Consider the following 18,557-nt stretch of genomic DNA (forward strand, 5'->3'; position numbering starts at 1 on the left):
CGCTTCGCCCTTTACCCCTCGAGCGACGCCATGCGCTCCTCGACCGTCAGCAACTTCGCCCGATAGTCGGCAAGCTTCTCCCGCTCTTGGGCGACGACCTCCTGAGGCGCGCGATGGACGAAGTTCTCGTTGGCAAGCTTCTTCTCCAAGCGTTCGACCTCGCCCTTGAGGCGATTCGCTTCTTTCCTCAGCCGCTCGCGCTCCGCGTCCATGTCGATGAGGCCAGCGAGCGGGATGTAGATCTTCGCGCCGGTGACCACCTGGACCGCGGCCTGCTTGGGCGCCTCGATCCCGGCCCCCACGTCCACGCGCTCTGCGTTGCAGAAGCGGGAAATCATCTCCGTGACCTGATCCACTACGCCTCGAACCCGTTCCGAATCGCACGCGATGACGATGGGAATGGAGGTCTTCGGCGGAATCTGGAGCTCCGAGCGGACGTTTCGCACAGCGCGGATCACGTCCATGGCCACGCGCATCTGCTCCACGGCGGCTTCGTCCTGCGGCAGATCCGCCGCCTCCGGCCACGCGGCGTCGATCAACATACCTGTAGTGTTCGGCAGCGCCTGCCAGATTTCCTCCGTGATGAACGGGATGTACGGGTGAAGGAGTCCCAACACCCTCGAGAGCACGGTGAGCAGCACCGACTGAGTCTGCCGCTTTTTGTCCGCGTTATCGCCGTACAGGTTGATTTTGGCGAATTCGATGTACCAGTCGCAGAACTCGTCCCACGTGAACTCATACACCGTGCGCGCCGCTTCGCCCACGTCGTAGTCCTCGAGCGCCGAGGTCACACGGCGGATCGTCTCGCCCAGCCGGTGCAGGATGAAGCGATCGGCGAGATCGAGCGACTGTGCGTCGAGCGGCAGAGGGGAAAAGCCCTCCTCGAGATTCATCAGCACGAATCGAGCGGCGTTCCAAAGTTTGTTCAGGAAGTTCCGGGCGCCCTCGACCTTCTCCCACGAAAAGCGAAGATCGTTGCCGAGGACGGTGTTGGACGCCAACATGAAGCGGAGCGCGTCCGCGCCGTACTTGTCGATCACGTCCATCGGATCGATGCCATTGCCCTTCGACTTCGACATCTTCTGTCCCTTCGCGTCCCGCAACAGGCCGTGCAAAAGCACGGTTTGAAACGGCATCCGGCCCGTGAAGTGCACGCCCATGAAGGCCATGCGCGCCACCCAGAAGAACAGGATGTCATAGCCTGTGACGAGCAGGCTCGTCGGGTAGAAGCGCGCCAGATCCGGTGTATTCTCAGGCCATCCCATGGTCGAAAACGGCCAGAGCGCAGAGGAGAACCAGGTGTCAAGCACGTCCTCGTCCTGCGTCACGTCCGCCGATCCGCAGTGGAGGCAATGGTCGAGGTCGTCCCGGGACACGGACACCTGCCCGCACGATGCGCAGTACCAAGCCGGGATTCGGTGGCCCCACCACAGCTGGCGGGAGATGCACCAGTCGCGCACGTTCGTGAGCCATTGTTCGAACACCTTCATGAATCGGTCCGGCAGGAACCGCAGCTCTCCCCGGCGTGCGCGCTCGAGGGCGTCTCGCGCGAGCGGCTCCATGCGGACAAACCACTGCTCCGACAGATACGGCTCGATGACCGTGCCGCAGCGCTCGCAGTGACCCACGGCGTGTTGAAGCGGTTCCTCCTGGACGAGGTAGCCCTCTTCGCGCAACGCCTCGACCACCCGCTCCCGCCCTTCCTCGCGCGAGAGACCCGCGAATCGACCGGCGAGATCGGTCAGGCGACCATCCTGATCCATGCAGACGAGCGCCGGCAGTCCATGCCGCTCGCCGACCTCGAAATCGTTCGGGTCGTGCGCGGGCGTGATCTTGAGGCAACCGGTGCCGAAATCTCGCTCGACGTAACTGTCTGCAATGACGGGAATGGAGCGATGGGTCAACGGAAGCCGAAGGGTCTTGCCGACGAACGAAGCGTAGCGCTCGTCATCCGGGTGCACGGCGACGGCCACGTCCGCGAACATGGTCTCGGGGCGGGTGGTAGCGATGACAAGATGGCCCGAGCCATCCTCGACCGGGTAACGGACGTGATACAGGACACCTGGCTCCTCGATGTGCTCCACCTCGATGTCGGAGAGCGCGGTCCGACAGCGAGGGCACCAGTTGATGATGCGGTTTCCGCGATAGATGAGGCCTTCCTCGTACAACCGCACAAACACCTCGCGGACGGCGCGCGACAGCCCGGGATCCATCGTGAACCGCTCGCGAGACCAGTCACACGAGGCGCCGAGCGAACGGATCTGGCTCGTGATAGTACCACCGTACTGCTCCTTCCACGCCCAGACCCGCTCCACGAACGCCTCTCGCCCCAGGTCGTAACGCGACTTCCCTTCTTGCTCGCGCAGCGCCTGCTCCACGCGCGCCTGGGTGGCGATCCCGGCGTGATCCGTGCCGGGCACCCAAAGGGTCTCGTAGCCCTGCATGCGGCGGAAACGCGTGGCGATGTCCTGGAGCGTCGTGTCGAGCGCATGGCCGAGATGGAGAACGCCTGTCACGTTCGGCGGAGGCATGACAATCGAAAAGGTTCCTCGGGTGCCTTCGCGAGGCACGAAGTGGCCGCCGCGCTCCCACACCTCGTAGATACGCGATTCGACGGATTTAGGATCATACACCGTGGAGAGCGTTCGTTCGCTCATGTGAATCCTCCTCGTCTCATGGAAAAGAGCCCCCAGTCCTTCAGGACGGAGGGCTCCGCGATACCACCTGAATTCCCCGCGCCAAACCGCCCGGGGCACTCGAACATCGATAACGGGATGACCGGCACGGCTCCAGGACGACCTTCAAGCGGCCGGAAGGGGCGCGGTCTCAGCACTCTGCCCGCCCTCTCTGGACAACCGGCGACGCCCTACTCCTTCCCTTCTTCGCCTTGGCGTATGGGATCTGGTACGTATAGTACGCAACCTGGGAATTGGTTGTCAAGATTTCGGCCGCCGACCTCGCCCGCGGCGTTTCTTCTTCCGGTGAATGCGCACGCGCGGCCGCTCGTCCCCTTCCGCCCGCCGCGCCTCGGCCTCCTTCTGCGCTCGCTCGGCCGCAAGCTGGGCTCTGCGCCGTTCCGACCAGTCCGTGCTCCACCCGTAGACCCACGCAAAGACGAGCGCGATGACAAAGGTCATCGCATTCCGCAACAGAAAAGCGCGTTCCTCTCCGTGCGCGATGATTGTGCGCGTCTCGGCGTAACCGAGCGTGTACTGAAACAAAAAGCCCAGCAAATAGCTCACGGCGGCCACAACCAGGCCGTTCAGGCTCCGCTTCTCCTTGGCGCGCTGCATTACCGCGATCACGGCGATGAGCGTACCGAGTTCCGCCGAGAAGAAGAACGAGTACTTGCCTCCGGACGCGTAGTATACGATGCACTCCAGGACTGCGACCGCGGCGACCGTCAACAGGTCGAACCGCCAGTACCAGCCGCGCCACACGCCCGTTTTCCACGCGTTCGTTATCGCCTCCAACCGACTTCCTCCAGACCTGCCGCGAATGTAGACGACCCTATGTTATCAGATCGAACGCCGTCTGCATACTCAAAGACCACTCCGTCCAACAGCCGCATATACATGTATCGGCTCAGTGAGGAGGTCAGCCTCGTGGGATTGTTTCAAAACTTGCTCCGCTTCGTGAAACTGCTGCTCGCACTCGCGATTTTGCTTTTGTTTTTCAGGGCCATTTTCTGGCCAAGTGCGCTTGATCTCCTGATCCTCATGCTGCTCTTCCTTGTATTTTTTCTCATGTTCATCGGCGCGCCATGACTGGGTAATCCACACAAAAACGCGGGAACCGCGACCTCGGCCACGATTCCCGCCCGTCCCCTCACGCATGGGTTCCACTTGCTCAATTGAGTTGCACGACTTTCTGAATCGTCACCCTGCGCTCGGGTACCAAAAGCGCCATCCCAGGCTCCAGATGTCCCTGAAGCCAAGGGTTGGCTCGCTCCAGCTCGCTCGGCAAACAACCACACCGTTCCGCCACACTCTCTAAGGTCTCGTGTTCGAGCACGATGACGAAGCGCAGCGTGTAGCGCGGCTCCGGCGCGTTGAAGTCGACGAACGACCACAACTTCTTGTCCTTCGCCTTAAACTGCTCGCTCTCATGACGCGCTTCCGCGCCCTCTCCAGGCTCAGCTGGTAGGTCGACCGACACCGGCGCCTCAGCGCCAGACTGCTGCTCGGCGGGAACCTCCACCGTATCCTCCCGAACCGACGCGAAGAACGAGACCTTTGGCGTCGGGTCCGCCGCGACAGCCGGCGGCTCCTCGCTCAGAACGTGGGCCTCGCTCAGAACGTGGGCCTCGCTCAGAACGTGGGCCTCGCTCAGCACATCTTCCTCAGATTCGGACCGAGCTGAAACGCTTGGTTCCTGCTGCAAGGGGGCACGCGCATCTGCGTCGCTCGTGGCTTCGAACACCACGTCATCCGCCTGATGGACGAATTCGAAGGAGGCCACGGGTGCCTGCGAGGCCGAGACTGGGTCGCTCGACGCATCGAGCCCTCGAGGCCCGATTTCTCCCATCGCATCCACCGGCCCCGTCTCCGGCAAGAAGCGATCGAACTCGGCGAGATCGCGCTGAACCGTCGGGGGTCCCTCATCCGCACCGGCGGATGCCCCCGCAGATTCCGAGGGTTCCGCGCCACCGCGCGCCTCGCTCACCGCCTCGACTGTGGACTGGACGTTTGCGCCAGAGGCTGTTTCCTCGTGGGCTTCGCCGCGCAACGCGGACTCGAACGGCATCTCGGCAGTCACCTGCAGAGGCCCATCGCTCGCGGAGTTTTCCTCTCCTTCGGCCGAGAACATCTCCTGGACTTCCTGTGCGCCGCAGCGAAACAGATACCCTTTGGAACCGTTTAGCCCGTGCACCTCGAGCCATCCACCCAAATGGAGCCACGCGTCGCCCGACACATCGAGCTCAACGCCCGCGAGCCGGCTCTTGACGTTCAGTACCCCGCCCGGTTGCGCAGAGGCCGGAACGCGCAAAAGGAACGGAAGCCGCTGATGAACATGGACCACGTCGCCGCTCGACGCCTTCTGCACGTAGGCCGCAAAGACGATCGCGCCCTCAAGCTGATACGTATCGCGGTCCTGATCGAACGCGACGATCTCCGTCGCGACGGTCGCATCTTGCACCACATCGCCGGAGGCGACTTGTTCGGCGTAGACTTCTTGATCGACCGGCAGCCGAATCAAGAGTTCGCGCGAAACTTCGGACATTCGAGCCCCTCCTCAAACCGCAGGATTCCACCACCAATCTATGTCCCGCGAAGGCGAGATATGTCGATGGGAACGCGGTTCGAGAGGGTAATTGACGTCGAGACGGTACCGCGTCACGCCCTCCGCTTCGCGATGCGCGGAAAGACGCGCTCCATAGCCTCGATGGTCTTTTCGATCTCGACCTCGCCGTGCACCATCGACATGAAGCCACTCTCCAACTGAGCGGGCGCAAATGCCACGCCTTCCGCCAACATTTCGTGGAAGAAGTCGGCGTAGAGCGCTTGATCGCAAGCTTTCGCCGTCTCAAAGTCCACGATGGGGCCGTCATGGAAAAAGAGGCCAAACATACCGCCGATGGCGTGGCCCGTAGCTGGCAGTCCATACGTCGCGGCGAGTCGACAGAACGCCTCCACAAGCCTGCGACCGTACGACTCCAGGCGCTCGTAAGCGCCTTCGGCCGCCGCCCGTTTCAGCATGCGAAGCGACGTGAGGCCTGCCGCCATCGCGAGCGGATTTCCGGAGAGCGTACCGGCCTGGTACACCGGTCCCTCCGGCGCCACGAGCGCCATGAGGTCCTTGCGCCCGCCGTAGGCGCCCACAGGAAGACCGGCGCCGATGACCTTGCCGAACGTCGTCAGATCCGGCAGCACGCCGAACCGCGCCTGCGCTCCGCCAAGGCCGACGCGAAAGCCCGTGATGACTTCGTCGAAGATGAGGAGGGCGCCATAGCGACGCGTGATGTCCCGCACGGCCTCCAGGTACCCCGGCCGCGGCAGCACACACCCCATGTTGCCCGCCACGGGCTCCAGGATCACGGCCGCGATCTCGTCGCCTCGATCGGCAAACAGCTTCTCCATGGCAGCGGCATCGTTGTAGGGCACCGTCAGCGTGCGCTCGGCCACGGACTGGGGGACGCCGGGCGAGTCCGGCAGGCCGAGGGCGGCCACGCCCGATCCCGCCTTGACAAGAAACGAATCGGCGTGCCCGTGATAACAGCCGATGCACTTGACAATGGCCGTCCGCCCCGTGGCGGCGCGGGCCAGGCGGATGGCGCTCATGGTCGCCTCGGTGCCGCTTGAAACCATGCGCACCTTCTCGACCGAGGGCACGAGCTCCACAATCTCCTCCGCCATCTCGGTCTCAAGCTCGGTGGGCACGCCAAAACTCGTCCCGCGCGCTGCCGTGTCAGCAATCGCCCGGACAATATCTGGGTGCGCGTGGCCCCAGATGAGCGGTCCCCAACTCATCAGATAGTCGATATAGCGGTGGCCGTCGATGTCGTACAGGTACGGCCCTTCGCCGCGATCGGCGAAATACGGCGTGCCGCCGACCGCGCGGAACGCCCGGACGGGCGAATTGACGCCCCCCACGAGAACCCGCTTTGCCCGTTCAAAGGCTTGCTTAGAACGCTCCCCGACCATGTCCACTCCTCCTCAGCGCGCCTCTTCCCGCAGCCAGCGGAGCACGTCCGGCGCGTGATACGTGAGAATCAGATCCGCGCCCGCGCGCTTGAACGAGGTCATCATTTCCATGACGACCGCCTTTTCGTCGATCCACCCGTGTTGCGCCGCCGCCTTGACCATGCTGTACTCGCCGCTCACATTGTAGGTCGCGATGGGCACGTCAAACGCCGCGCGGAGGCGAGCCGTGACGTCCATGTACGAGAGCGCCGGTTTCACCATCAGCATATCGGCTCCTTCTTCAAGGTCCGATCTCGCCTCGCGCATCGCTTCGCGGCCGTTGGCAGGGTCCATCTGGTAGCTCTTGCGATCGCCAAATTGCGGCGCCGAGTCCGCCGCCTCGCGGAATGGACCGTAAAACGACGACGCGTATTTCACTGCGTACGACAGGACAATGACGTCCTCGAAGCCTCTCGCATCGAGCGCCTCGCGGATGGCTGCGACACGGCCGTCCATCATGTCCGAGGGCGCGACGATGTCCGCACCGGCCTGCGCGTGCGACACGGCCGTCTTGGCCAACAGTTCAAGCGTCGGATCGTTCACAATTTTCCCGTCCCGGACGAGGCCACACTGGCCCAACGGATTGTACTCGCACAGGCACACGTCCGTCATGACCACGAGATCCGGATTTTCAGCCTTGATGGCGCGAATGGCCTCCTGCACCACGCCGTGCTCATGGTACGCAGAGGAGGAGAGTTCGTCCTTCTCGCGCGGGATGCCAAAGAGGATCACCGACTTCAGGCCGAGTTCCGACAGCGACGCGATTTCCCTTCGCAGCGCGTCCAAGCCGTAGCGGAAAACGCCCGGCATCGAATGGATGGGCGAGGTCCCGTTCAATCCTTCTTGGACGAACATCGGATAGACGAGATCGTCCGCGTGGACGCGATGCTCCCGGACGAGATCGCGCAGATAAGGCGTGCGGCGCAGGCGCCGGTGGCGGCGAAATGGACTCATATCGATCACGCTCCCTTAGGATACAAAGTCTCGAGATGGTGAATCAGCGCTTCGTGCGACGGCTCGGGCGGAGGCTCGAGATGGCGCACGCCCAGCCGGTCGAGCGCGCTCGCGGTGGTTCCGCCGAATGGCAGCCACGCGAAACGCCCAGGCGCGAAGATCAGGTCGCGCACAGGGTGCGCCGCGATGGCGGACACAGCGGAGGGGCTGAACAGGACGACGATGTCGCCTGAGCGTTCCGCTAACTGATCCGCCGCTTCTGGCCGGAGGACGGTGTCATACACAATCCACTCGGTCACGCGGCGCCCGACGCGGCGGAGTTCCTCCGGAAGCACCTCGAGGGCCAGACGCCCGCGCGGGAAGATAAAGCCGCGCGAAGGTGGACACACTTCGAGGAGTCGCTCGGCAAATTCTTTTGCGCCGCGCACGCCGGGAAAGTGCACGGCGTTCGGCGCCACGGCTCGGAGATCGCGCCACGTGGCTGATCCGAGTGCAAAGGCGGCTGGCGCCTCCTGAAGGCGCGCCACCGCCGGTGCACAAGACGCGAGGGCTCGGACGGCCGCGGCCGACGTGAACACCCATGCGTCGTCGCGCGCGGTCACTTCCGCAAGCTGTGAGACCGCCTCGGCGAGCGGTACCGTCTCGATGAGCGGCATGTGCTCCGCGCGAAAGCCGCAATCTCGCAGCGCCGCGGCGAGGACGGCGCCGCGATTTCCAGACTGCGTCACGATGACGTCCGGTCGTGGCATCTCAACCACCTCACGCAGGTCGAAGCCATGCCTCGGCGCCCTGGCGAAGCATCTCTTCAGCCACTGCGACGCCAAGCGCCCCCGCGTCGTCCCCTGTGCGCTCAAGCTGCAGGTGATGGTTCCCGGAGGGATCGGCGACAAACGCGATCAGGCGCAGCCCGCGCCCGACGGATTCAGCGTAGGCGCCAATGGGCACCTGGCAGCTTCCCTCGAGCCGCGCGAGGAACGTCCGCTCCGCTTCTACCGCGCGTGTGGCATCTGGATCCGAAATGGCGGCCAGATGGCGCATCACCTCGTCGTCTTCGGTTCGGCATTCCACGGCAAGCGCGCCCTGCCCCACCGCGGGCACAAATCGATCCACGGGGAGGTACTCAGTGATCTTCCCGGCCAGCCCCAGGCGGTGCAGCCCGCTCGCCGCAAGCACGATGGCATCAAATTGTCCCTCTTCAAGGCGCCGTAGCCGCGTGTCGACGTTGCCGCGCAGCGTGTCCACACAAAGATCCGGCCGGAGGCGGCGGAGGGCCGCCTGCCGGCGCAAACTGCTCGTCCCCACGCGAGCGCCCGATGGCAGATCGAACAGCCCTTGGCCCGTCCGGCTGATCAGGGCATCCCTCGGATCTTCGCGGGGCGGCACGGCCCCAATGGTGAGGCCCTCGCGCAGTTCGAACGGCACGTCCTTGAGACTGTGTACCGCCAGATCGGCTTGTCCAGTGGCAAGGGCTTCCTCGATATCCGCAACAAACAGCCCCTTGCCGCCTACCTCGGACAGCGCTCGATCCACGATCTCGTCGCCGCGCGTCCGGATGGGCACGAGTTCAAACTCGACGCCAGGCGCCACCCGTCTCAAAAGATCCACCACGTAATTCGTCTGGGTGAGCGCGAGCGCGCTCCGCCTCGTCGCGACTCGTAACGTCCGCAATTCCATCCTCCCTCGGGTCATGGCAGCCTTCCGCCGACAAACAGCAAATTGGAGAGCACCGCGACAAAGCAGATGACCTGAAACACCATCATGGCGCGGGTCGCAACTCTCCGGCGCATCCGCCAGACCAAGTAGCTGACATATAGCATGAGACAAAACGCAGTCACCATAAACTTGGGCCATGTGAGCAGCCATTGGTGAAGCACTCTATCGCCCCACCAAAGCCCCGTCACCACGGCCAGAAACAGCAAACCTGCCCCCGTCGCGCTCGCAAACAGCGACAAGCTGTCGAGCGTGGCGAGCGAAGGCAGGTGCAGGTACCAGCGGTCGAACAGGCGCCGGCGAAGGCGCTCCTCAAGCACGAGGTGCATGAGTGCAAAGGAAAAGCTGAACGCAAAGGCCGTGTCCCCGAGCACCGCCAGCGCGACGTGGAGCGCGAGAAGGCTCGACGCAGGAAGAAACGACGTGTTCGACTGCGCCTGCAGACCTCCCGCCAGAAGAGCGAGGCCAAACCCTACCGCGTTCAACAGGAGCGCCACGGGGCTCCAAGCGGCGCCGCGCCCCATCGCCACCGTGACGGTGATCATGAGCCACGCGATGAACAAGGCGAGATCGCCACGAGAATAGTCCGCCGCGCCACGCAGGGAGGCCAAGCGCGCGAGAAACACAGCTGTCACGAGTGCAAAGGACGCTACATACAGCCCATAACCGACGCGCAGAGAGAAAGGTATCGCCCGCACGAACGACCAGCCGGACCACACGAGCGCCAACGCATACGCAACCATGCTCAGGACATACCACGTCCCCATGTCTATCGCTCACCCTAGGAGAGCGCCGGCCGCCGGGCAGCGTCGGCCGCATAGGAAGAGCCTTGTCCCCACTCGACGCGAACGCGGTTGTGGCCCGTTTCAGGCTCCAGGCCAAACAGCGCGGCGAGCGTCTCCGCGTAACCTGGGTCGCCCGACTGCAGCGACAACTCCTTGACGTTTTTCACAGGTTCCCTCAGCAGTTGGTGAACGATGCTCATCATGTGCTTGTGAATGACTTTCTGATCTCGCTCGCTGAGGTGAGGGAGTTTGCGCACGAGGCTCGCCATGACCTCGCGCTCGATGGCCTCTCCGCGCTGATGCAGTGCGGCAATCACAGGTACGACCTCCTGCTCCGCCAACCATCGAGAGAAGGCGCGCACGCTCTCGTCAATCATCGCTTCGACCGCAGCCTCCTGGCGAGCGCGCTCCTCGAGATTCGCGGCGACCACGCCCTCGAGATCGTCCACATCGTACAGGTAAGCCGACGTCCAACGCGACACCTCGGGATCCACGTCGCGCGGGACGGCAATGTCCAGGATGACAAGCGGCCGTCCGCGGCGCGACGTCATGGCATTCGCAACCATTTCCTGCGTCACCACGTAGCGCCCTCGACCGATGGCACTTAGCACCACATCCGCGCGGATCAGCGCTTCTGCAAGCCCTACCTCATCCAAGGGCCGCGCGTCACCACCGACTTCAGCGGCGAGCGCCTGCGCCCTTTCCAGCGTCCGGTTGAAGATGAGGAGGGACTTCGGCTGGTGTGCGGCGAAATGGCGCGCGGCGAGTCCTGCCATATGACCAGCGCCAATCACGACGACCTGTTTATCCCGAAGCTCCCCAAGCACCTTGCGCGCAAGCTGCACAGCGGCGTAACTCACAGACACAGCTTCTCGCCCGATGGATGTCTCTGTCTGAGCCCGCTTGCCCACATGGATGACTTCGCGGAACAGCCGGTTCAACACAGAACCTGTTGCGCCCTCCTCGAGCGACAACTGGTACGCATCGCGCACCTGGCCCAGGATCTGCGTCTCGCCAAACACGACCGAGTCGAGCCCACAAGCGACCCGCATGGCGTGCCGCACCGCATCTTCCCCTTCCCGGACGTAGGCGTACCGCTTGAGCAAGTCTCGATCCACGCCGGTGAGGTGGGCGACGGCGGACAGCGCAAAGTCGGATCCGGCCCGTGCGCTCGGGCCGAGGCCATAAACCTCGAGGCGATTGCACGTCGATACCACGACGCTCTCCAGCACAGTTCGCGAATCGCGGAGCTGCGTCAAAACGTGACGAACCTCGGCCTCACCGAGGCTCACGCGCTCACGCAGTTCCACGGGCGCTGTTTTGTGGCTGAGCCCCACAACAAAGATCTTCACACGCGTCACCCCCACGTCCTATCCCATTATAGAGCAGCAGGAGCGCCTGCCCAAGGGCTTCGGCCCATCGGGTGTGACGCTCCCTTGAACGTTGTTGAGAGGGGCCGATGGTGGAATAACCCACCCTCACGTCTCTCGTTTCTCTGGATCTGCCGAGGTAAAGGAGATGGCGGGATCGGACGACTCGCCCGGGGCGCTCGACGCGCCTGCTTCCGCGAGATCGCCTTCCATCACAGCCCACAGCGCTTCCAGTCCCGTTCGTTTCTCGGCGGAGACCGGCCAGATGTCCACCGGTGTGCGAAGCGTCTCGCGGATGACCTTCACGTGTTTCGGAATGTGGCTTTTCCCTATCTTATCCGCCTTCGTCGCCACCACGGACACGGGCACGCCCAGCTCGAGCAGGGCGGTGTGGACCGCGACGTCATCCTTGGTGGGCTCGTGCCGAATGTCGATGAGATGAAAGATCCGGCGCAGGCAGTCGCGTTGATTCAAATAACGGTCGATCATCACCGCGAACCGCTCCCGCTCCTGCTTGCTCACGGCGGCGTAGCCATAACCGGGAAGATCGACAAACCGAAACGATCCGTTGACGAGGTAGAAATTGATCTGGCGCGTCTTTCCAGGTTGTGACGAGACGCGCGCAAGTTGCTTTCGGTTCAACAGCCGATTGAGCAACGTGGATTTCCCCACGTTGCTGCGGCCGAGAAATGCAAATTCGGGTAACCTCGTCTTCGGCCACTGATCCGGCCGAACGGTCACCGATTCTAATTCGGCACTGCGGATGATCACTGGTGCGCCTCGCCTCCTCCGAATCGGCTGTCCGACCACACGTCAGCCCACCAAGGTTCGTCCGCCAGAGAACCTCCAGCGTGATCGAGCGGATTGTCCACCAGTGCCAGGCGCAAGACCTCGTCCATGTGGGAGACAGGGATAAACTCGACTTCCGACTTCACGAGGTCCGGCACGTCGTCCAAATCCTTGACGTTTCCCTTCGGGATTAGAATGGTCCGGATCCCGGCGCGGTGGGCCGCAAGGCTCTTCTCTTTGAGCCCCCCAATGGGCAGAACCCTCCCGCGCAACGTGATTTCGCCCGTCATCGCCACGTCTCGACGCGCCTTGACGTGCGTGAGCGCGGAGACGAGGGCGGTGGCCATCGTGATGCCCGCGGAAGGCCCGTCCTTGGGGATGGCGCCCTCTGGGACGTGGATGTGAATGTCCACTTTTTCGTGGAAATCCGGCGGAAGCCGGAGGGCTCGGCTGCGCGAGCGCACGTACGATAAGGCCGTCTGCGCGCTCTCCTTCATGACGTCGCCGAGCTGGCCCGTCAGCACGAGCTTTCCAGAACCAGGGACAATCGAGACCTCGACGAGCAGCAGGTCTCCGCCCATTTCCGTCCACGCAAGCCCCGCGACAACCCCGATCTGATCTTCCGCCTCCATCTCGCCGAACTCATACTTGTGAGGCCCCAGATACGACCGCAGGACGGAACTCGTGACCGTCACGCGCTTCGCCTCTCCAACGGCCACCGCTCGGGCCACCTTCCGGCATACGGCTGCCAACTGCCGGTCCAACTGTCGCACGCCTGCCTCGCGCGTGTAGTGCCGAATGATCTCCAGCAACACGTCGTCCGACATGCGAATGCGATCTCCCTTGAGCGCGTGGGCGGCTCGCTGCTTCGGCAGCAGGTGCTCTCTGGCGATATGGAGTTTCTCGATCTCCGTGTAACCCGAGAGCTGAATGACCTCCATGCGGTCCCGCAGCGGTCCAGGGATCTGGTATACGTTGTTGGCGGTCGTAATGAACAGCACGTTGGACAAGTCGTACGGGATTTCGATGTAGTGGTCGGAAAACGCGTGATTCTGCTCGGGATCGAGCACTTCTAGCAGCGCTGAGGCTGGATCGCCGCGAAAATCGCTCGCCATCTTGTCGATCTCGTCGAGCAAAAACACCGGGTTGATGACACCGGCTTGCCGCATGCCCTGAAGAATTCTCCCAGGCATGGAACCGATGTAGGTCCGGCGATGGCCTCGGATTTCGGCCTCGTCCCGTACGCCGCCGAGCGACACGCGCACAAACGGCCGCTTGAGCGACTTCGCGATAGACCGCGCCAGCGACGTCTTTCCCACGCCCGGAGGACCGGCCAGGCAAATGATGGGGCCGGCCTGCTTGTCGGTGAGCGCCTGCACTGCGATGAATTCCAGGATGCGCTCCTTCACCTTGTCGAGGCCGTAATGTTCCTCGTTCAGGATGCGCTCTGCTCGCGCGACGTCTGCAGTTGACTTGGCCGATTCCAGCCAGGGCAGCGCAAGCAACCATTCGACGTAATTGCGAACCACGGTGCCCTCGGCCGACGCAGGTGGAATTCGTTCCAAGCGAGCGATTTCCTTTTCCACCCGATCCCGCACGTCGTCGGGCATGGGTTTGGCGGCGAGCTTTTCGCGAAGTTCATCGACCTCAGCCTGGCGCCCCTCCTTGTCGCCGAGCTCCCGCTGGATGGCCTTCATTTGCTCGCGCAAGTAATACTCCTTCTGAGTCCGCTCCATCTGCTTGCGCACGCGCTGGTGAATCTTTCGCTCGAGCTCCAGGACTTCGCGCTCGTCGGAGAGGATCTGCAGTAGGCGCTCGAGGCGCTTCTCGATGTCGAACGCCTCGAGGATGTCCTGTTTCTCCCGCACCTTCAAAGGCAGGTGCGATGCCACGGCGTCCGCAAACTGGCCCGGATGCGACATGTCTACCACGGTCGCGTACGTGTCGAGATCGAGCTTGCGGGACAACCGCACGTACTGTTCAAACTGCTGGGTGACCGAACGGCGCATCGCCTCGATGCCGGGCGTGGTGGGAACCTCCTTTGGTTCTTCATACGTCTCCACGCGCACGGTGAAGGATTCCTCTTCGGAGACAAACTCGCGCACCACGGCGCGCTTAAGCCCCTCGACCAGCACGCGGATAGTCCCGTTCGGCAACTTGAGCATCTGCTTCACGCGCGCGAGCGTACCGACCCGGTACAGGTCGTCAGACGACGGATCGTCCACCTGCCCGTCCTCCTGAGAAGCCAGCACAATGAGGTGGTCGTTCGACACCGCCTGCTCAAGTGCGCGGACCGACTTCGGCCGACCGACGTCAAAATGCAGCACCATGCCCGGGAACACGAGCAGGCCGCGGAGCGGCAACAGCGGGTATACGTCCTTGGTCTCTGGCGCCGAATGCCCCTCGGTCACCATGCCCCCACCTCCGAACTCTCTCCCTGACGATGCCCTTCATTGTATCCAATCGCCGCGGCAAAGTCGAACGCGTCACGACGCTCATTGTGCGAGAGGTTTCTGGATCATGGCCGCGGCAACGTCGGACCGGACGCCATGATCGTCAAGGCCGCTCACCAGCGAGAGGCGCAACACATCCTCCAGCCGCTCGACGGGGACCACCTGGATGTCCGCGCGTTGGCGAAAGGACTCCTGCCAATTCGCCTTCGGAATCAATACGACCTTCGCGCCCGCTTCTGCCGCCGCGGCGATCTTGGCCGTCACGCCGCCGACCGGTCGGACCAAGCCCAGAATGGAGAGTTCCCCCGTCATGGCCACGGTATGCAGCACAGGCTCCATCCGGACGGCCGAATAAATGGCGACCGCCATGGCGACGCCCGCACTCGGCCCATCGACGGGCACGCCGCCCGGAAAGTTCACGTGCAAGTGATAATCAGTCGCTCGAATGCCGTACAGGCGTTCCAACGTCGTCAAGACGTTTTCCAACGAAGACTTGGCCATACTCTTGCGGCGGATGGATCGTTCGCGCCCGCCAATGGTCTCCTCCTCCACGAGGCCGGTGATGATCAGACGGCCGTCTCCATCCGGCGCAGGCGTGGCTGTCACTTCAATCTCAAGTAACATGCCGAGCTGAGGTCCGTACACCGCGAGGCCGTTCACGACACCCACTTGGGGCTTGTCTGCGATCTTCCTGTCTGGGCGGGGCGTGAGACGGCTGAACTCGACGACCCATTCAATGTCCTCTCGACGGATGGACGATCGCTTTTCCATCATCGCGAGGCTACCCGCCATCTGAACGAGGTTGACGGCGTCACGCCCGTTGGTGGCATAATCGGCGACGGTATCCGCCACGCCCTCTTCGAAGGGCATGCCTAGCTTCTCCGCCGCGCCTTCGGCCACCTGGCGAATCTCTTCACGCGTAAGGGCGCGGAAGAAGATTTCCACGCAGCGCGAACGGAGCGCCGGCGGCAACTCCTCGGGCGATCGCGTCGTCGCGCCAACCAGCCTGAAATCGGCGGGCAAACCGTTTTGGAAGATGTCGTGGATGTGCACCGGGATGTTGGTATCCTCACTGCTGTAGTACGCGCTCTCGAGGAACACCTTCCGGTCCTCGAGCACCTTCAGCAGCTTGTTCATCTGAATCGGATGGAGTTCCCCAATCTCGTCGATAAACAGCACTCCGCCGTGCGCCTTGGTGACCGCACCCTGCTTCGGTTGTGGAATGCCCGCAATCCCCATTGCGCCCGCGCCCTGATAAATGGGATCGTGTACGGAACCGATTAACGGGTCGGCAATTCCACGTTCGTCGAAGCGCGCCGTGGTCGCGTCGATCTCGATGAACTTCGCGTCCGGTTTAAAGGGCGAGCCCGGCGTCCGCTTGGCCTCTTCGAGAATCAAGCGCGCAGCTGCGGTCTTCCCCACGCCAGGCGGTCCATAGATGATGACGTGCTGCGGGTTGGGACCGCACAGTGCTGCGCGAAGCGCGCGCACGCCGTCGTGCTGGCCGATGATATCGTCAATTCTCTGCGGTCTGGTGCGCTCCGCGAGCGGCTCCGTGAGCGAGATGGCGCGCATCCGACGCAGCTTCTCGAGCTCTTTCTTAGACTCGCGCTCGATAGCGTGTCGGCTCTGATTCTGGGTGCGAAGCAAATTCCAAAAATACATCCCAATCACGAGCGCGAAGAACAGTTGTACGGCTGCCAGAATACTGGCCGTCATCCGGATCCCTCCCTCTTCCTGCTGCGCTATGCAGTATTGCCTTGCAGGAAGAGGGATAAACGAAAAGCCAGCCCGCTGGGGCTGGCCCGGAACCGCCGTCAGGCGGTCTCTTCTCGCTGGAACGGGATGACCGTGCCGTCTTTACGAAGGACGATAGGCGGTCCCTCGCGCAACACGGCAGCCTTCGTAATAATGCATTTTTGCACGTCATCGCGCGAGGGCAATTCATACATCACGTCAAGCATAATCGACTCGATGATTGCCCTCAGCCCGCGCGCACCGGTGCCTCGCCGGATGGCCTCTTTGGCAATGGTCTCGAGCGCGTCCTCGTGAAACTCAAGCACAACATTATCCATGTCAAGCAATTTTTGGAACTGCTTCACAATCGCATTTTTGGGCTCCGTCAGGATGCGCTTCAAGGCTTCTTCGTCGAGGGCATCCAGCGTCGCGATCACGGGCAGGCGCCCAATAAACTCCGGGATCAACCCAAACTTCAACAGGTCTTCCGGCAACACATGCTGAAGAATGGCGGAATCCTTGGTCTCGCTCGAAGCCGATCCCGCCGCACCGAACCCTATGACCTTGCTGCCGAGCCGGCGCTTGATGATGGTCTCCAGGCCGTCGAACGCGCCTCCGCAGATGAACAGGATATTCGTCGTGTCGATCTGGATGAACTCCTGATGCGGATGCTTCCTCCCACCCTGCGGCGGCACGCTCGCGATGGTGCCCTCGAGGATCTTCAGCAGCGCCTGTTGCACGCCTTCGCCCGAGACGTCGCGCGTGATGGACGGATTTTCCGACTTGCGCGCAATCTTGTCGATCTCGTCGATATAAATGATCCCGCGCTCCGCCTTCTCGATATCGTAGTCGGCCGCCTGGATCAGCTTCAGCAAGATGTTCTCCACGTCTTCGCCGACGTACCCGGCTTCGGTGAGCGACGTCGCGTCCGCGATGGCAAACGGGACGTTCAGCGTGCGCGCCAACGTCTGCGCGAGCAACGTCTTCCCGCTTCCCGTAGGCCCAATGAGCAAGATATTGCTCTTCGACAGTTCCACGTCGTCGTTCTTCTGCGAACCCGCGTTGATGCGCTTGTAGTGGTTATACACCGCCACGGACAGCGCCCGCTTGGCGTGTTCTTGACCAATGACATATTGATCCAAAACCGCCTTGATCTCGGTCGGCTTCGGCACATCCTTCAACTCGAACTCATCGTCTTCACCGAGCTGTTCCTCGACAATCTCGTTGCACAGCTCGATGCACTCGTCACAGATATATACGCCGGGGCCAGCAACCAACTTCCGCACCTGCTCCTGCGTCTTACCGCAGAAAGAGCACTTCAGTTGGCCCTTCTCCTCGTTAAATTTGAACATGGTTCGTTCCCCTCCTCTTACGAGGTTACCACACCGGCCGCACAAGGCAAAGACATCCGATTCCCACCTTCACCGAACCGGATGCAGCGGATGCAACACTTCGTCAATCAGACCATAGGCTTTCGCCTCTTCGGCCGTCATGAAGTGGTCGCGATCCGTGTCCCTCTCGATGACCTCGAGCGGTTGCCCCGTCCGTTCGGAAAGCAGGCGATTCAGCTTATCCTTCGTCTTCAAAATCCATTCGGCATGGATTTTGATGTCCGAAGCCTGGCCCTCGACGCCGCCGAGAGGCTGGTGAATCATGATCTCTGCATTCGGCAGGGCGTACCGTTTTCCCTTCTCACCCGCCGCCAACAGGAATGCGCCCATGCTCGCGGCCATGCCGATGCACAGCGTGGACACCGCCGGGCGGATGTGCTGCATGGTATCGTATATGGCCATGCCTGCGGTCACAGAACCGCCTGGGCTGTTGATGTACATCTGAATGTCCTTCTCAGGATCGTCGGCCGCCAGGAACAGAAGCTGTGCGACGATCGAGTTCGCGACCTGATCGTCGATCGGCGTTCCCAGGATCACGATCCGATCCTTCAGCAAGCGAGAATAAATGTCGTACGTCCGCTCGCCGCGGCTTGTTTGTTCGATCACATACGGAATCGGATAATACATGCAACAGCCTCCCTCTCCCTGCGGCCATGTAGAGGACAAGACAAGGCTCTGGCCTTGT

General features: G+C 62.5%; 15 protein-coding genes. All 15 read right to left on the bottom strand.

Annotated elements, in window-relative coordinates; all coding sequences use genetic code 11:
* Positions 1 to 11 precede the first annotated feature (11 nt).
* The 15 genes from TC41_RS08840 to clpP all read right to left on the bottom strand — a co-directional run bounded on the left by TC41_RS08840 (position 12) and on the right by clpP (position 18,499).
* Positions 12 to 2,657 (bottom strand): valine--tRNA ligase, encoded by a 2,646-nt coding sequence (locus TC41_RS08840; RefSeq protein ID WP_014464694.1) that lies wholly within the window; start codon positions 2,655 to 2,657, stop codon positions 12 to 14.
* 279 nt (positions 2,658 to 2,936) lie between these two features.
* Positions 2,937 to 3,473: a hypothetical protein gene (locus tag TC41_RS08845; protein WP_014464696.1), complete on the bottom strand. Its 537-nt coding sequence runs from the start codon at positions 3,471 to 3,473 to the stop codon at positions 2,937 to 2,939.
* A gap of 69 nt (positions 3,474 to 3,542) precedes the next feature.
* Positions 3,543 to 3,836 carry a hypothetical protein gene (locus TC41_RS16490; protein ID WP_162470212.1) on the bottom strand — a complete coding sequence of 98 codons (294 nt, stop codon included), beginning with the start codon at positions 3,834 to 3,836 and terminating at the stop codon, positions 3,543 to 3,545.
* A 13-nt stretch (positions 3,837 to 3,849) separates the two neighbouring features.
* Positions 3,850 to 5,223 (bottom strand): hypothetical protein, encoded by a 1,374-nt coding sequence (locus TC41_RS08850; protein WP_014464698.1) that lies wholly within the window; start codon positions 5,221 to 5,223, stop codon positions 3,850 to 3,852.
* A gap of 113 nt (positions 5,224 to 5,336) precedes the next feature.
* Positions 5,337 to 6,644 carry a glutamate-1-semialdehyde 2,1-aminomutase gene (gene hemL, locus TC41_RS08855; RefSeq protein WP_041695261.1) on the bottom strand — a complete coding sequence of 436 codons (1,308 nt, stop codon included), beginning with the start codon at positions 6,642 to 6,644 and terminating at the stop codon, positions 5,337 to 5,339.
* A 12-nt stretch (positions 6,645 to 6,656) separates the two neighbouring features.
* Positions 6,657 to 7,637 (bottom strand): porphobilinogen synthase, encoded by a 981-nt coding sequence (gene hemB / locus TC41_RS08860; protein WP_193352833.1) that lies wholly within the window; start codon positions 7,635 to 7,637, stop codon positions 6,657 to 6,659.
* A 5-nt stretch (positions 7,638 to 7,642) separates the two neighbouring features.
* Positions 7,643 to 8,386, bottom strand: a complete 744-nt coding sequence (locus tag TC41_RS08865; RefSeq protein ID WP_014464701.1) for a uroporphyrinogen-III synthase — start codon at positions 8,384 to 8,386, stop codon at positions 7,643 to 7,645.
* Between the two features lie 10 nt (positions 8,387 to 8,396).
* A complete protein-coding gene (hemC, locus tag TC41_RS08870) occupies positions 8,397 to 9,311 on the bottom strand; it encodes a hydroxymethylbilane synthase (RefSeq protein WP_014464702.1) in 915 nt (304 codons plus the stop codon).
* An 11-nt stretch (positions 9,312 to 9,322) separates the two neighbouring features.
* Entirely contained in the window at positions 9,323 to 10,114 is a 792-nt protein-coding gene (ccsA, locus tag TC41_RS08875) for a cytochrome c biogenesis protein CcsA (RefSeq protein WP_014464703.1), read from the bottom strand.
* A gap of 14 nt (positions 10,115 to 10,128) precedes the next feature.
* Positions 10,129 to 11,484 carry a glutamyl-tRNA reductase gene (gene hemA, locus TC41_RS08880; protein WP_041695264.1) on the bottom strand — a complete coding sequence of 452 codons (1,356 nt, stop codon included), beginning with the start codon at positions 11,482 to 11,484 and terminating at the stop codon, positions 10,129 to 10,131.
* Positions 11,485 to 11,610: 126 nt separating this feature from the next.
* Positions 11,611 to 12,273, bottom strand: a complete 663-nt coding sequence (yihA, locus tag TC41_RS08885; protein ID WP_014464705.1) for a ribosome biogenesis GTP-binding protein YihA/YsxC — start codon at positions 12,271 to 12,273, stop codon at positions 11,611 to 11,613.
* Positions 12,270 to 14,705, bottom strand: coding sequence for an endopeptidase La (lon, locus tag TC41_RS08890; RefSeq protein ID WP_014464706.1), 2,436 nt, complete (start codon positions 14,703 to 14,705; stop codon positions 12,270 to 12,272). The genes yihA and lon overlap by 4 nt, the downstream gene beginning before the upstream one ends.
* 81 nt (positions 14,706 to 14,786) lie before the next feature.
* Entirely contained in the window at positions 14,787 to 16,463 is a 1,677-nt protein-coding gene (gene lonB / locus TC41_RS08895; protein WP_014464707.1) for an ATP-dependent protease LonB, read from the bottom strand.
* A gap of 98 nt (positions 16,464 to 16,561) precedes the next feature.
* Positions 16,562 to 17,833, bottom strand: coding sequence for an ATP-dependent protease ATP-binding subunit ClpX (gene clpX, locus TC41_RS08900; protein WP_008340896.1), 1,272 nt, complete (start codon positions 17,831 to 17,833; stop codon positions 16,562 to 16,564).
* A 69-nt stretch (positions 17,834 to 17,902) separates the two neighbouring features.
* A complete protein-coding gene (gene clpP / locus TC41_RS08905) occupies positions 17,903 to 18,499 on the bottom strand; it encodes an ATP-dependent Clp endopeptidase proteolytic subunit ClpP (RefSeq protein WP_012811146.1) in 597 nt (198 codons plus the stop codon).
* Positions 18,500 to 18,557 lie beyond the last annotated feature (58 nt).

The organism is Alicyclobacillus acidocaldarius subsp. acidocaldarius Tc-4-1 (assembly GCF_000219875.1).
Taxonomy (GTDB): Bacteria; Bacillota; Bacilli; order Alicyclobacillales; family Alicyclobacillaceae; genus Alicyclobacillus; species Alicyclobacillus acidocaldarius_A.

Bases quoted from the DNA above. Each gene is read 5' to 3' on its own strand.
- TC41_RS08840 (WP_014464694.1), bottom strand. From the start codon at position 2,657: ATGAGCGAACGAACGCTCTCCACGGTGTATGATCCTAAATCCGTCGAA.
- TC41_RS16490 (WP_162470212.1), bottom strand. From the start codon at position 3,836: ATGCGTGAGGGGACGGGCGGGAATCGTGGCCGAGGTCGCGGTTCCCGC.
- TC41_RS08850 (WP_014464698.1), bottom strand. From the start codon at position 5,223: ATGTCCGAAGTTTCGCGCGAACTCTTGATTCGGCTGCCGGTCGATCAA.
- hemL (WP_041695261.1), bottom strand. From the start codon at position 6,644: ATGGTCGGGGAGCGTTCTAAGCAAGCCTTTGAACGGGCAAAGCGGGTT.
- hemB (WP_193352833.1), bottom strand. From the start codon at position 7,637: ATGAGTCCATTTCGCCGCCACCGGCGCCTGCGCCGCACGCCTTATCTG.
- TC41_RS08865 (WP_014464701.1), bottom strand. From the start codon at position 8,386: ATGCCACGACCGGACGTCATCGTGACGCAGTCTGGAAATCGCGGCGCC.
- hemC (WP_014464702.1), bottom strand. From the start codon at position 9,311: ATGGAATTGCGGACGTTACGAGTCGCGACGAGGCGGAGCGCGCTCGCG.
- ccsA (WP_014464703.1), bottom strand. From the start codon at position 10,114: ATGGGGACGTGGTATGTCCTGAGCATGGTTGCGTATGCGTTGGCGCTC.
- lon (WP_014464706.1), bottom strand. From the start codon at position 14,705: ATGGTGACCGAGGGGCATTCGGCGCCAGAGACCAAGGACGTATACCCG.
- lonB (WP_014464707.1), bottom strand. From the start codon at position 16,463: ATGACGGCCAGTATTCTGGCAGCCGTACAACTGTTCTTCGCGCTCGTG.
- clpX (WP_008340896.1), bottom strand. From the start codon at position 17,833: ATGTTCAAATTTAACGAGGAGAAGGGCCAACTGAAGTGCTCTTTCTGC.
- clpP (WP_012811146.1), bottom strand. From the start codon at position 18,499: ATGTATTATCCGATTCCGTATGTGATCGAACAAACAAGCCGCGGCGAG.